Origin of the sequence: Tautonia sp. JC769, assembly GCF_040717455.1 — a bacterium.
In the GTDB taxonomy this organism is placed as follows: domain Bacteria; phylum Planctomycetota; class Planctomycetia; order Isosphaerales; family Isosphaeraceae; genus Tautonia.
The window spans coordinates 36,411-49,146 of record NZ_JBFEFH010000011.1 but is presented as its reverse complement, the minus strand read 5'-3'; the positions used below and the strand labels follow the sequence as shown (position 1 = coordinate 49,146).

Annotated in this window: 13 protein-coding genes; 3 read left to right on the top strand and 10 right to left on the bottom strand. The window is 68.3% G+C overall.

Features of this window, described 5'->3' with window-relative positions:
* Positions 1-26 precede the first annotated feature (26 nt).
* The 9 genes from AB1L88_RS12960 to AB1L88_RS12920 form a co-directional block, all read right to left on the bottom strand.
* Positions 27-902, bottom strand: a complete 876-nt coding sequence (locus AB1L88_RS12960; RefSeq protein ID WP_367097088.1) for a lipopolysaccharide kinase InaA family protein — start codon at positions 900-902, stop codon at positions 27-29.
* A complete protein-coding gene (locus AB1L88_RS12955) occupies positions 899-2,815 on the bottom strand; it encodes a glycosyltransferase family 39 protein (protein WP_367097087.1) in 1,917 nt (638 codons plus the stop codon). Before AB1L88_RS12955 ends, AB1L88_RS12960 begins: the two co-directional genes overlap by 4 nt.
* A 109-nt stretch (positions 2,816-2,924) precedes the next feature.
* Entirely contained in the window at positions 2,925-3,914 is a 990-nt protein-coding gene (locus AB1L88_RS12950; RefSeq protein ID WP_367097086.1) for an NAD-dependent epimerase/dehydratase family protein, read from the bottom strand.
* Between the two features lie 31 nt (positions 3,915-3,945).
* Complete coding sequence (gene waaF / locus AB1L88_RS12945) at positions 3,946-5,001, bottom strand: lipopolysaccharide heptosyltransferase II (protein WP_367097085.1); 1,056 nt, start codon at positions 4,999-5,001, stop codon at positions 3,946-3,948.
* Positions 5,002-5,050: 49 nt separating this feature from the next.
* Entirely contained in the window at positions 5,051-6,115 is a 1,065-nt protein-coding gene (gene lpxK, locus AB1L88_RS12940; protein ID WP_367097084.1) for a tetraacyldisaccharide 4'-kinase, read from the bottom strand.
* 44 nt (positions 6,116-6,159) lie between these two features.
* On the bottom strand, positions 6,160-6,792 hold the full coding sequence (locus tag AB1L88_RS12935; RefSeq protein ID WP_367097083.1) for an SGNH/GDSL hydrolase family protein: 633 nt from the start codon (positions 6,790-6,792) through the stop codon (positions 6,160-6,162).
* A gap of 184 nt (positions 6,793-6,976) precedes the next feature.
* On the bottom strand, positions 6,977-7,171 hold the full coding sequence (locus tag AB1L88_RS12930; protein WP_367097082.1) for a hypothetical protein: 195 nt from the start codon (positions 7,169-7,171) through the stop codon (positions 6,977-6,979).
* Between the two features lie 72 nt (positions 7,172-7,243).
* Complete coding sequence (locus AB1L88_RS12925; protein WP_367097081.1) at positions 7,244-7,480, bottom strand: hypothetical protein; 237 nt, start codon at positions 7,478-7,480, stop codon at positions 7,244-7,246.
* A 140-nt stretch (positions 7,481-7,620) separates the two neighbouring features.
* A complete protein-coding gene (locus tag AB1L88_RS12920; RefSeq protein WP_367097080.1) occupies positions 7,621-8,706 on the bottom strand; it encodes an isocitrate/isopropylmalate dehydrogenase family protein in 1,086 nt (361 codons plus the stop codon).
* Between the two features lie 428 nt (positions 8,707-9,134).
* Between AB1L88_RS12920 and AB1L88_RS12915 the strand changes: the two genes are divergently transcribed.
* The 3 genes from AB1L88_RS12915 to AB1L88_RS12905 all read left to right on the top strand — a co-directional run bounded on the left by AB1L88_RS12915 (position 9,135) and on the right by AB1L88_RS12905 (position 10,824).
* Positions 9,135-9,476, top strand: a complete 342-nt coding sequence (locus AB1L88_RS12915; RefSeq protein ID WP_367097079.1) for a hypothetical protein — start codon at positions 9,135-9,137, stop codon at positions 9,474-9,476.
* A gap of 81 nt (positions 9,477-9,557) precedes the next feature.
* Positions 9,558-10,088, top strand: coding sequence for an adenine phosphoribosyltransferase (locus AB1L88_RS12910; RefSeq protein ID WP_367097078.1), 531 nt, complete (start codon positions 9,558-9,560; stop codon positions 10,086-10,088).
* A 391-nt stretch (positions 10,089-10,479) separates the two neighbouring features.
* Positions 10,480-10,824, top strand: coding sequence for a hypothetical protein (locus tag AB1L88_RS12905; RefSeq protein WP_367097077.1), 345 nt, complete (start codon positions 10,480-10,482; stop codon positions 10,822-10,824).
* Between the two features lie 669 nt (positions 10,825-11,493).
* On the opposite strand, the gene AB1L88_RS12900 is transcribed toward AB1L88_RS12905, so the two are convergent.
* A complete protein-coding gene (locus AB1L88_RS12900) occupies positions 11,494-12,540 on the bottom strand; it encodes a hypothetical protein (protein ID WP_367097076.1) in 1,047 nt (348 codons plus the stop codon).
* Between the last annotated feature and the right edge of the window lie 196 nt (positions 12,541-12,736).

Genomic DNA, 12,736 nt, shown 5'->3' with positions numbered 1-12,736 from the left:
CCCGAGGCGGTCGCGGCCCGGATTGGTCAGCCGACGCGGGCTTTCTTGAGATTGTGCGCGTGGTATCGGGCGGCCCGGGCCCGGATGAGGCGGGCATCGAGGGCGGGCCGGCGCAGGTCCATCCGCCGGCGATAGCGGAGCCAGAAGCGGAGGCGGTCGCGGTCGTCGATCCCCTCGACGTCGAACGTGGAATAGAGCAGTTGCGCCAGGTCCTTCCACCGCCACCACGGGCCGGAGAGGCGGTGCGAGGCGAGGCGATGCAGGTCGATCAGGTAGAGGGGGGAATCGGCCCGTTCGAGGTCGATGTAATAATGGCAGAGATAGAGATCTTTGTGGAACGTCCGCGCCCGGTGGAGACGGGCGGTCAGCTCGGCCATGGCGGCGATGAGTCGGCGCTTCCAGGAGGCGAAGGCAAGCGGGTCGAGGCGGGCGGCCATGACCGGGACGGCCTCGTGGAGCGGGAGGAAGCCGGTCAGCTCCTCGACCATCAGGTAGCTTTGCACCCGTCCCCAGGGGCCGATGGTCTCGCCCGCGGCGACGGGTTCGGGGACGAGGAGGCCCAGTTCTCGCCCTTTGTGGAGGTGACGCCACTCGGCCCCGGCGGGGGAGTGGCGGCCGTCCGGGTGGAGCAGGGCGGCGAGCCGGGTCGGCCAGGGGAGCTGGTAATGGCGCTTGAGGTAGACGATCAAGGGGCCGCCCGGGGAGTCGAACCGGACGCGGCAGGTCGAGCGGCCTTGCTTGGCGTGCAGGCGGTCGTCGGACCGGATCTGCATGACGATGGCGTCGAGGTCGGGCGGCAGACGGTCGCCGTGGTGCGGGGAGCGCCAGGCCCAGCGGGTCCCCCGGGTGAGGCGCTTCAGCAAGGAGCCGGAGGGGGAGGGGGAAGCGGGGCGTTGGCTCATCGGACGATTCCCTCCCACGACTCGGGCCGGGCGTAGCGGTAGACGCGGACGCCGACGGCGTCGCCCCCCTGTCGTTCGGGGAAGGCGGCGACGGGGACGGCGGCGTAGTCGAGCAGGGCGGCGAGGGTCTCGGCGCGGCGGCTCTCGGCGGTGAGTTCGTCGTCGGAGATGACGATATAGGCGAGTTTTTCGTCGGTCAACGCCTGGCGGATGTGCCAGGGGCCGTACGAGCGCAGGTCGGAGACGAAGGCGGCCCAGCCCCGGGTGTCGAGCACGGCATCGCCCGGCCCGGCCCGCTCGGCCAGCCACCGGCCGGCCTGCTGGTAGCCCCATCGGCTGGCGTGGCCGGGCTTGAGTTGGAGGGCCACGACGCCGACGAGGAGCGAGGCGAGGGCCAGTCTTGCAATCCGTTGCCGACGTGCGGGGGCGAGTGCGCGGCGACCGGCCCATCGGCGTGACAGGTCGAGCAGCCCGAAGGCCGACCAGGGCAGGAGGGCAATGACGAGCAGGGCGCAGTGGCGGTCGGAGAGGTAGCCGGTGGTCATCGCGTGCCTGACGAGGATGGCCACGAAGCCGAGGGCGAGCAGGCCGAGCGTGCGGCGGGCCGGGAGCGATCGGCGAGATCCGCGATGGTGCCAGGCCCCCCAGCAGGCCAGGGGAATGAGCACCCAGGCGGCGGCCTCGGTGGTGCGTCGGAGGACGAGGACCGAGGCGGGGACCAGCCCGAGCGGGCCGGGGGCGTTTGATTCTTCCTTCGGGGCGAAGTCCCAGCGCGGGTCGTCGAGGCCCGGGGGGACCCAGAGCGGCACGTCGCGCGAGACGCCGGTGCCGTCTCCCAGGCCGGTCGCGACGCGGAACGAGAGCTTTTCGGAGATCGTCCCCTTGATGGCGGCGTAGGAGGCGATCAGCAGGAGGAAGGGAATCAGGAGGCCGGCGAGGCAGCGCAGCGGCGAAGGGATCTTTGGGAGGCGATCGACGAGGGCGTCGGCAGCGGACCCCCTCACCCGGCCTGCGGCCCCCTTCTCCCCCGGAGGGGGCGAGGGATGAATTGGCCCCCTCTCCCCGCGAGCGGGGAGAGGGCCGGGGTGAGGGGTCTGGGTTCGGATCGTAAGGCGTGGCGAGCCGGCCGATGGCCCCCTCACCCGGCCTTCGGCCACCCTCTCCCCCACAGGGGGCGAGGGTTGGGAGGGGGCGGCTGCTGTGAGGCGACCTACGGCGGTGAGTTCGACGGCGAGGGAGGTGTTACGTTTTTGGTTCAGATGCGGAATCGGAATCCGACGATCGGAGGCGGTGCGCGAGTGCCTTCGGAGTGTCGCGATCCAGGACACGGCCCCGGCGGCGAGAAGGGCGAGGGGGACGGCGGCGACCTCGGGGCGGGCGAGGTAGCCGAGGCCGGCGCAGAGGCCGCAGCCGAGGGCGGCCCGGGCCCGGCCGGTGGTCAGGGCGAGCGTCCCGAAGGCGAGGGCGGCGACGGCGAAGAGCAGCGCGGTGGCGTCGCTGAGGGTCTCGTGCCCGAGTTCGGCGAAGAGGGGGAGGATCGGGAGGAAGAAGGTCGCCAGCAGGGCGGATCGGCGGCCGACGCAGCGGCGGGCGAGGGCGAAGAACAGGGGGATGGCGGCGAGCATGGCCAGCATCGAGCCCCCTTGCGCGGCGACCCGCCAGGAGTCGGGGCCGTCGGCGATCCGGGGGGCGAGGACCGGGTGCAGGGCGGCGATGAGGGCGGGATAGAGCGGGTGCTGGTCGGCGTTGCGGACCACGTCGGCCCAGGGCTGCTGGCCGAACTCGCGGGCGATCCGGATGAATTTGAGGCCGTCTTGCGAGGGGAGCGGGGTGCGGATCATCCCCACGACGTGCAGGCAGGCGGTGAGCGCGAGGATGGCGATCAGCGTTCGAGATTGGGGGCGGGGGATCACCGCGTCGCCCTCCTTTGGACGGGTGCCGAGTCGGGTCGGGTCGGATGCGCGGTCCGCTCCCTGGACCGCCCGGGCGGGATTGTCGGGGGGTTTGGGAGAACGGTCAAGGTCAGTCGGTCGATCGGGCGGGGGAGGGGCGGCAGCGGTTGGACGGGGAGGGGTCGGGGTGGGGGGCGTCGGGCCGGACGGATCGGGGGCGGAGGGAGTGCCAGAGGTCGGACAGGCTCTGGTCGAAGGAGATCCGAGGGGTCCAGCCGGTGTCTCGGGTGATGGCGGCGATCGAGGCTCGGGAGTCGATCGGGCCGGGGCAGGGGGTCGGGTCGGGGGTGACGATCACGCGGCGACCGCTGAGGGCGATGAGGCGGTCGAGGCCGTCGCCGATGCGGTGCGAGACGCCGGTGCCGACGTGATAGACCTGCCCCGGACGGCCACGCAGGGCCAGGGCGATGAGGGCGTCGGCCACGTCCCGGGCGTCGATCAGGTCGCGGCGGGCGTCGAGGTTGGCAGTTTGGAGATGCAGCGGGTCGGGTCCGGGTGCGGCCAGGGTGGCGGCGAAGCGGCCGAACGCCTGGGCGGACGGCATGCCGGGGCCGATCGGGTTGAAGATGCGGGCGGCGATCCCCTGGATCGGCCCGGGGCTGGCGACGGTGACACGGGAGGCGGACCACTTGCTCAGGCCGTAGGGGGAGTCGGGCCGGCAGGGGGTGGACTCGTCGGCGGGGAGCGCGGATTCGGGGACGGGGCCTAGCTCGGCGGCCGAGCCGGCGGTGACGACGCGGCAGGGGCGGCCGATCGCGAGCAAGGCCCGCAGCAAGGCGAGCGTGCCCCCTGCATTGACGCGGTGCAGGGTGGCGTCGTCGGCGGGGGGAGTCTGGCCGGCCAGGTGGAGGACGACCGAGGGCCGGGCGGCGGCGAGGGCCCGGGAGAGGGAGGCGGGGTCGTTCAGGTCGGCGCGGAGGAACGACTCGGCGGGCCAGGCATCGGGGAGGCGTCGGCCGAGGGCGAGAACGCGGGAGATTCGGAGATCTGAATCGGTGATTCGGTTCAAGACATGGCGGCCGAGGAATCCGGAGCCTCCGGTGACGAGCCAGGTGGACATGGGGAATGCTCCGGATCGATCGGACGAAACGTCAGGCCGCGCGGAAGGTCGACGGCCGGGAGAGGAGGCGTCGGCTGGCCTCGAAGACGGCGTCGGGGTGCAGCTCGGTCATGCAGCGGTGGTGGCCGAGCGGGCAAACCGGCTTCTGGCACGGCCCGCAGGGGACGGGCTGTTGCAGGTGGACGGCCAGGGGGTGATAGGTGCGGGTCCAGGCGATGTGCGTCGGGCCGAAGAGGCTCACGACCGGCACGCCGAAGCCGGCGGCGAAGTGGCGGGGGCCGGAGTCGGTGGTGACGAGCAGGGCCGATCGGCGGACGCTGGCCTTGGTCAGGCCGATGCTCACCGGTTCGTCGGCCAGGCTGACCACGTCGGGATGGGAGGACTCGGCGACGATCGCCCGGGCCGATTCCCGCTCGGCGGGGCCGCAGACGACGAGGACCTTCACGCCCAGCTCGCCCACCAGGCGGCGGGCGAGGGCGGCGAAGTGGCCTTCGGGCCAGTTCTTGGCGGGTCCGAAGGCGCCTCCGGTGTTCAGGCAGACGACCGGGCGATCGCCCAGCAGGCCGAGCCGCTTCCAGGCGAGGTCGGCGGACTGCTCGTCGGCGTCGGTCGTGAACAGCTCGCAGGAGAGGGAATCGACCGGGCAGTGCAGGTGCCGGGCGAGGGCGAGGTAATACTCGACGATCGGCACGGGGGAGAAGCGGCCTCGGGGGTCGCGGGGGGCGTGGAGGTGGTCGGTCAGGAGGAGGCCGCGGCCGCCCCGGGCGTAGCCGACGCGACGCTCGACGCCGCCGAGCCAGGCCATGAGGGCCGATCGGATGGAGTTGGGCAGCAGGACGGCCAGGTCGAACCGCTCGTGTCGCAACCGGGCGATGACGCCGGGCATGCGCTGGGTGGGGTGTTTCGATTTGGGGTGGAAGAGGATGAGGTCGTCGAGCCAGGGGGCGCCGGCGAGGGTCGGGGCGACGTTCGGCTTGATGAGGCCGGAGATGCGCGCGGACGGGAACCCCTGGCGGAGGGCGCGCAGGGTCGGCGTGGCCATGACGGTGTCGCCGACGAGGTTCGGGCAGAAGACAACGATCCGCATCGGGGAATCCTTTCCCGAAGTCGGAAGGGAGGGAGGCCGAGGGTCGGCGTCACGGCTCCGGGTCGGGGCGAGCCATCGCGGCGATCCGGTCGAGCGAGGCGTTGAGGAGGTCGGCCCCGTCGAGCGGTTCGAGACCGATCCGGACGGCGCGCAGGGGGACGGGCCCCAGGCGGTCGAGGCGAAGCTTGACCGAATCCTTCTGCGTGGTCAAGGCCAGGCTGGCCCGGTGGTCGCGGGCCCAGGAAATGAGGGAATCGACATCCGAGCGATCATAAGGGTGATGGTCGGGGAAGGCCCGGAAGGCGACGAGGTCGGCACCGAGGCCGAGCACGGTGCGTCGGAATCCTTCGGGATTCCCCAGCCCGCAGAAGGCGACGACCGGGCCGGACCGGGCGAGGTCGAGCGGGAAGGATCGGCCGGCGTCGTCGATCAGGTCGCGGGGGGCGTGGCGGGCCTCGGCCCAGGGGAGCGGGCCGGCGCGGCGTTCGGCCTCGGTGCGAATCGAGCGGCGATCGTCGGGAGAGACGAGGTCGGCCCGAGACAGCACGACCACCCCGGCGCGGCGGAGGGAGCGGACCGGCTCGCGGAGCAGGCCGCGGGGCAGGAGGTGGCCGAGGCCGAAGGGGTCGAGGGCGTCGATCAGGACGATGTCGAGGTCGCGGGCGAGGCGGCGGTGCTGGAAGCCGTCGTCGAGGACGAGGATCTGGGACTCGCACTCCTCGACGGCGATCCGGGCGAGCGAGACGCGGTCGGGGTCCTGGAAGTGGGGGACGTCGGGCAGGTTGGCGTCGAGGACGAGCCCCTCGTCGTTCAGGCCGTCGGTCGCGCCGTAGCCTCGGCTGAGGATGGCGACGCGGAGGCCGAGGGCGCGGAAGTGTCGGCAGGCGTATTCGACCATCGGGGTCTTGCCGGTGCCGCCGACGGTGATGTTGCCGATCGAGACGACCGGCACGTCGGCCCGCTCGACCGTGTCGCCGCGATCGAAGCGGGCGTTGCGGGAGGTGATGCCCAGGCGGTAGCCCTCGGCGGCGACGCGGAGCGCGGCCCTGGCCAGGGTGGCGCGGGGGCCTCGGGTCTCGCCCCGGATGAGTCGGTGAAAGGCGATGCGATCCATCCGTGGACGGTCCTTTGATGCGGGGAGGGAGGACGAACGAACGGTCAGCGGTAGATGCGGGCGGCGAGGTTCGAGACGTCCTGCTCGGCCACGACGCGGCGGATGAGGCGGGCGATCTTGCCGCCGCCGGTCGCGGAGGGCTCGATGGGGGAGAGCGGCGAGAAGTCGTCCGGGTCGTTGCAGGCGAGGCGGAGGTCGATGACCGGGGCGATGGCACGCGACGCCTCGCGGAGGATCACCTCATTGAACAGGGCCAGCCCGGCCCGCTCGGCGGGGGAGAGGCCGGGGATGGCGTCGTAGATGGTGCACACGGCGACCGGTTTGTGCAACGCCTGGAGGCGGTCGAGCATGGCCCGATAGGCGGCCTGGAAGGTTTCTCGGATGGCGTTGAGGGCGGTCAACACCTCGGCCACCGAGTCGGCCGGCTCGTGGAGGATCCAGGAGCGGGCGCCGAGCGCGTCGTTCCCGCCGGTGCTGACGACCAGGTGGGTCGCGTCGTCGGGGAGCCCCCTGAGTTGTCGGGCCACGTCCTCGGTCACCGCGCCATCGACGGCGAGCAGCGTTGCCCGCCAGCTCGGGAGCAGATGCTTCTGGAGATGATCGAGGACCGACGGCCCGCCGGGGACATACGCGGCGTTGTCGAAGATCGAGTCTCCGAGGAGGACGACGTGGGGCATGGCGAGAACTTCCAAAAGCACGACCGGGAGGCAGGCGCATGGAGGGAAGCTTGAAGCCTGATCATAAATGCTGTCGGCCGGTCTCGCTATGCCTGCATGTCTGGGTGGCGGGAGTGGTCGCGACGGGCGTGGACATGTGGGGACGCAGGTTGAGCTGTCGCGTGGCCTGACAACGCCCTTGGTCTCAGGAACGGGATCGACACACCACGGCCACCCCGATCGCCGCGCCGGTCAGCGCGGCCAGGAGGTTGCCCAGTGCCCATTGCATGGTGACGGCCGACGACCCGGGGACGACCGTGGCCGCCCAGCAGCCGAGCCACAGGATCGATCCGCCGACTGCGGCGGCGAGGAACCACGGCCGATGCCGTTGCTGAGCCATGATGGGCTCCCTCCGAGGCCGCCCGGGCGAGGAGTGATCCGATCATCCGGAGCCGAAGTCAGTCCGATCAGGTCAGGCGAGCGGCTCTGGCGTGCGGAACGCCAGCCAGACGCCCGCGAGGCCGAGAAGGATGCCACCGAGGAGCAGCGGCCCCAGTTCATCGTGATGAAGCAGGCGGGCGACCAAGGGAGCCGGAGGCGGGGAGTCGCGATCTCCTTCGCCGAGCGTCGTGAAGCCGAACGCCATGATAATCATGAAGCCGCCGACCACGATGGCGGCGAGGCCGCCGAGCTTGGAGGCAACTTCCATGGACAGGCTCCACGAGAACTCGACAGGAGGATTGGGAGCGCCTCGGCCCGAGCATTCGGTGCGACGAGAGGGGGACTGCGATCGAGACGACCTCAGCCACCCCTCGATCTCGCATGGAGGTATCAGGCAAGGCCGATCGCTCAGCCCATGGCCTTGATGATGGCGTCGGCCATCTCGGAGGTGCCGACGGCGGTGGGGTCGTCGCGGTGGGGCTTCATGTCGTAGGTGACGTCCTTGCCCTCGGCGATGACCTGGGCGACGGCCTTCTCGAGGCGGGCGCCGGCGTCGGTCTCGCCGAGGTAGTCGAGCATGAGCTTGCCGGAGAGGATCAGGGCGACCGGGTTGACCTTGTTCTGGCCCTTGTACTTGGGGGCGGAGCCGTGGGTGGCCTCGAAGACGGCACCCTTGTCGCCGACGTTCATGCCGGGGGCCATGCCGAGGCCGCCGACCAGGCCGGCGCCGAGGTCGGAGAGGATGTCGCCGTAGAGGTTCGGCAGAACGAGGACGTCGTACAGCTCGGGCTTCTGGACGAGCTGCATGCACATGTTGTCAACAATGCGCTCGTCGAACTCGATGTCGGAGTTCTGCTTGGCGACCTCCTCGGCGGTCTTGAGGAAGAGGCCGTCGGAGAACTTCAGGATGTTGGCCTTGTGGACGGCGGTGACCTTCTTGCGGCCGTGCTTGCGGGCGTAGTCGAAGGCGTACTGGACGATCCGGCGCGAGCCCTCGACGGAGATCGGCTTGATGGAGATGCCCGAGTCGGGTCGGATGGTCTTGCCGTTGAGGCGCTTGATGGTGCCGATCAGCTCGGCGGTTTCGGGCTTGTCCAGCTCGAACTCGATGCCCGCGTACAGGTCTTCGGTGTTCTCGCGGACGATGACGAGGTCGATCTTGTGGTCGGAGAAGGTCGTGCGGACCCCTTCATAAATCTTGCAGGGGCGGACGCAGGCGTACAGGTCGAGCACCTGGCGGAGGTAGACGTTGACCGAGCGGAAGCCGGTGCCGACGGGGGTGGTGATGGGGGCCTTCAGGGCGACCCCGGTGCGCTTGATGGACTCGATGACGCTGTCGGGCACGGGGGTGCCGAGACGCTCCATGACGTCGACGCCGGCCTCCTGCACGTCCCAGTTGATCTTGACGCCGGTGGCGTCGATGCAGCGTCGGGTGGCCTCGGCCAGTTCGGGGCCCGTGCCGTCGCCGGTGATAAGGGTGACTTCGTAAGCCATGGGGGCGATGCTCGCTCGTCTCGCGAACCAAAGGAATAAAAAAGGGAGTGACCACGGAACGGGGCCTTCGCCGCGCAACCAATTGCCGGAGTCCGTTGCCGTGGGCCGTTGCGAGACGAAGGGCGGCTCGGGGCGGGGGAGCGGCTTGCGAGCGAGGGCGAGGAGTGGCTATCCTGGCAACTGGCCAGTACGTTACGTAAGGGGTTCAAGCTACCGAGCCCCATTGCCAGCGTCAAGCGATGCGGTCCGAGTGGTCGAGGGTCGATCGGAGAATCGATCAGGACACTCGGGCTTGCGTTGGCGGGAGTGATCGCCGCCGCGGTTCCGGTCGCGGCGTGGGATGGCTGCCGATCGCTCTTGCCGATTGCCGATGCCGCGACCGCCCGAGACCGTCCCCGTTGCATTGACACCTGTTGAGATTCGCACCGATGATCTGCCCGCCGCTCTCGCCGGACCCGGTCGTCCAGGACTGGATCGCCCGACACCGTCGGCCGGTCAACTTCGTGCTGCATATCCTGGCGATCCCGCCGACGATTTTGGGAGTGCTGTACATCCCGGTCTACGTCACCCTGCTGTCGGTGCCGGTGTTCGTGCTGGCGTTCCTGCTGTTCGACGGCGGGTTCCTGGTCCAGTTCCTCGGGCATGCGATCGACCGATCGGAGCCGGGGGAGGTGACCGCCTTCAAGAAGGTCTGGCGACGCTTCTGCGAGCAGCGCGCCCGATCGCGCTCGGCGGCGGTCGGCGGGGCCGCGGGCCGCGACGCGCGGTGAGATCAGGGAACGATCCGATCCGACCCGACTCGATTCGATTCGATTTGAGACGACGACGCCTCTCACGGAGCAAACGTCCGCATGACCGGGACCGACGGCATCAACCTCGACGCGTACATCCGCAACATCCCCGATTTCCCCAAGCCGGGGATCCAGTTCAAGGACATCACGCCGCTGCTGGCCGACCCGGGGGCGTTCCGGGCGGCGATCGATCGGCTGACCGAGCCGTTCGCCGGCCGGCAGGTGGACGGCATCGCCGCGGCCGAGGCGCGCGGGTTCCTGCTGGCGGCACCGATGGCGCTTGCGCTCGGCGTCGGCCTGGTGCCGATTCGCAAGGCGGGCAAGCTGCCGTTCACGACCGTCCACGCCGAGTACGCGCTGGAATACGGCACCGACCGGCTGGAGATGCACAGCGACGCCCTGGAGCCGGGCAAGCGGATCCTCGTGGTGGATGACGTGCTCGCCACCGGCGGGACGATGCAGGCCTGCTGCGACCTCGTCCGCAACGCCGGGGCCGAGGTGGTGGCCTGCGCCTTCCTGATGGAGCTGGGCTTCCTCGGCGGCCGGGCGAAGCTGGAGCCGACGGAGATCGTCAGTGTGTTGAGCTATTGATCCGCGATCGCCCCGGAGAGCCCGGTTGAGTCATTGGGCCGGCCGGCGGAACGGCCTCCGAGGGTGGCACAGACAATCTCCGAGTGGCCCGAGGCATGCAGCGACACGAAGCGTCTCGATGAGGCCGCGCGTGGAGGACATGCGAGGCTTCCGCTTTGGCCTCCTGCGGCTTCGCCGCCCGGACAACGTGCCGTTGTCCGGGCCACCCGCGGATAGGGTTCTGTGGACGAATAGGCGTGTTTGGAAGCGGAAGTTCGTCCGTCTACGACGTCTTCGGCGGCTTCGGGAGGCGACGGTGAGATCGGTTTTCATCTTCCTCCGGGACACGAGTGAGGCAGAAGTCGCGACGCACCTCGATCGAGCGTACCCTGCCCAGCGGGAGCCGTGGCTGGTGAACTCGGCCGGTGATCCCTGTCTGTACGTCAATTTCTATCGCGACGTATCCAGGGAATTCGATCCGGAGAATTGGTCGGATCTGGTCCAACGGTTTGGTGGCGAGCCGGCGGTCGTGGTCATGGCCGATGTATCAGGTAGACATCCGGGCGACGAACAAGTCTTCGATTTTGTGACCGACCTCCTGAGCCGCTTCAGCGGGTCCGCGCAGGATGACTATACGGAGCACCTGTGGTCCCTCGACGAGTTGCGGGCCGGGTTTCAGGTCTCGGGGCATCCGTTCTTCGACTATATTGGCTGGCATGCCCAATCCCAGGCGACGGGTGGCCGGGGCAAAGCGTAGCGTGCCCCGGTGTCGGGGGCTGACTCCGAGCACAGATCGCCCAGCTGATGCAAGTATAGTAATTGTCAGTAGACCCTAGCTAGATACGTGCGAGGGGGTCCTTCCCCAAGACGATCGCAAGATAGACGATCGCTATAAGAGCCAGCACAAAGAGGATCAAGCGACCAAAGGGCACCCGCCAATTGCCAACAAACTCCGCCGACTCCGGCGACCGGAATCGTTTGTATATGCTCTGGCTCAGAAGTCCAAAACCGAGAAATGTGAGGAGAACGAAGAACCTCAGGATCGCGCGGATGATCTGATCTTGAAATATATCGCTCCAATTTATTTTGTCCATTTTTGGGACTACCTGGGAACCATGCCGCAGATGGACCGGGCAACGTCCAAGTGTGGTCCGTGCCGCCAAGCGCTAGAAGGTAATCAAGTGAAGTCGAGCATGAAAGACAGATACGGCATCCGCTTCGGCCTCGTGCGGCTGCGCCGTCCGGAGAACGACTCGTTGTGGCGACCCACGGAACGAGATGGGAAACGTATGTAGCGAGGAAAAGACGGTCGACGGGTGGCCGGGGCAAAGCGCAGCGTGCCCCGGTGTCGGGGGCTGACTCGACCGGGGCACGCTGCGCTTTGCCCCGGCCACCCGTCCGCCGCCGGTTTTGGATCGTCGGCAGGCTACTGACCTTTGCGAGAGGTTCCAGGCCGATCGGCGACGTAGGTCGATGTCGGCTTGCTCGGAGTGACCGGCGGTTTCGGCTGCGTCACGGCCCGGAGCGCTTTCTTCACACCGGGAGGGACGATGGACTTCGCCTTCGAGACGAACGAGGGCCTGGCCTTCGGCCTGGGGGTTGCGGCACTCTGGGCCTCTCGCTGGGCTCGCGTGTTCGGCAGGTCGATCTCATGCCACTGGAACTGCGGGAGCCCATGGTGAAGCTCCTTGTACCAGAGGTTCCCGTAGAGTTGCGTCCGCTGGCCGTTCAGGTGGTTGTAGTTCGCCTTCACGGCATGCATCGTGTCGTTCGAGGGCGCGAAGATCACGATGGAATTGTTCGATCGCTGCTCGGAAACGGTCTCGCACCATGGCCAAGGGACCCAGCAGCGGTCAATCTGGGGATTCCCGGCCCAAAATTCCTTCACATAGTTGTAACGGTCGGTGAACTTCAGGTAGTGAGTGTGGTGCTGGAGTTGATCGGCGTTCGGGTGCGGGTTGATGTTCACCATGTAGGTGAGGGCTTTCCGACGAACGTCGGGGTGCGGGCTGATCTCATAGCCATCCAGATACTTCTGGATGCCATTGTCCGCGTGTGTTTTCTCGAAGGGCAGCTCGAATTTTTCGGCGAGGGCCTTATTGAACTCCTCGGCTTCGAGGAATGCTTTCAATTCCTGGATCATGGGCGTTTGCGGCTCGATGAGCCGCAACGTCATGCCGAACCCCTCGCAGGCGGGGTTGTTGCGGCCGTGCTGGGCCGACTTGGATTTGTGCCACTCGAGATATGCGTCTTTATCGGTGATGCAACCGGGAAACCCGATGATTCGGTAACCTCGGGAGAACAGATCATCGAACAGCGATTCATCGTCCGGTTGCGGTGGGACCCGAATCTCATCCGATGACACGATCGCGTCGAAATGCTCGTTCGACAGGAAGTTCTCGATGATGAGGTGGCGGAACGGCACGTCCTGAAACTCAGCCTCGCGGATTTTGCTAATCAAATACCCGAACAAGATGACACACTCCTGGTGGATGAGGCAGGGGAGATTCCTGGCGACCGGCGCATCGGTTTTCTGCAGGGAGGGACCTTATAGAATTAGCATTGCGATTGCAAGAAAGTCAACATGACTGTGTGGCTGAGACCTTGAGTAGCATTATCCAGGGGGGGGCTGCCCTCGTGAGTGACGGCTCGCCGCGGGTGGTCCTGGT

What these genes read in the sequence shown, in the direction of transcription:
- AB1L88_RS12960 (WP_367097088.1), bottom strand. Translation starts at nt 902, where the DNA reads ATGAGCCAACGCCCCGCTTCCCCCTCCCCCTCCGGCTCCTTGCTGAAG.
- AB1L88_RS12950 (WP_367097086.1), bottom strand. Translation starts at nt 3,914, where the DNA reads ATGTCCACCTGGCTCGTCACCGGAGGCTCCGGATTCCTCGGCCGCCAT.
- waaF (WP_367097085.1), bottom strand. Translation starts at nt 5,001, where the DNA reads ATGCGGATCGTTGTCTTCTGCCCGAACCTCGTCGGCGACACCGTCATG.
- lpxK (WP_367097084.1), bottom strand. Translation starts at nt 6,115, where the DNA reads ATGGATCGCATCGCCTTTCACCGACTCATCCGGGGCGAGACCCGAGGC.
- AB1L88_RS12935 (WP_367097083.1), bottom strand. Translation starts at nt 6,792, where the DNA reads ATGCCCCACGTCGTCCTCCTCGGAGACTCGATCTTCGACAACGCCGCG.
- AB1L88_RS12930 (WP_367097082.1), bottom strand. Translation starts at nt 7,171, where the DNA reads ATGGCTCAGCAACGGCATCGGCCGTGGTTCCTCGCCGCCGCAGTCGGC.
- AB1L88_RS12925 (WP_367097081.1), bottom strand. Translation starts at nt 7,480, where the DNA reads ATGGAAGTTGCCTCCAAGCTCGGCGGCCTCGCCGCCATCGTGGTCGGC.
- AB1L88_RS12920 (WP_367097080.1), bottom strand. Translation starts at nt 8,706, where the DNA reads ATGGCTTACGAAGTCACCCTTATCACCGGCGACGGCACGGGCCCCGAA.
- AB1L88_RS12915 (WP_367097079.1), top strand. Translation starts at nt 9,135, where the DNA reads ATGATCTGCCCGCCGCTCTCGCCGGACCCGGTCGTCCAGGACTGGATC.
- AB1L88_RS12910 (WP_367097078.1), top strand. Translation starts at nt 9,558, where the DNA reads ATGACCGGGACCGACGGCATCAACCTCGACGCGTACATCCGCAACATC.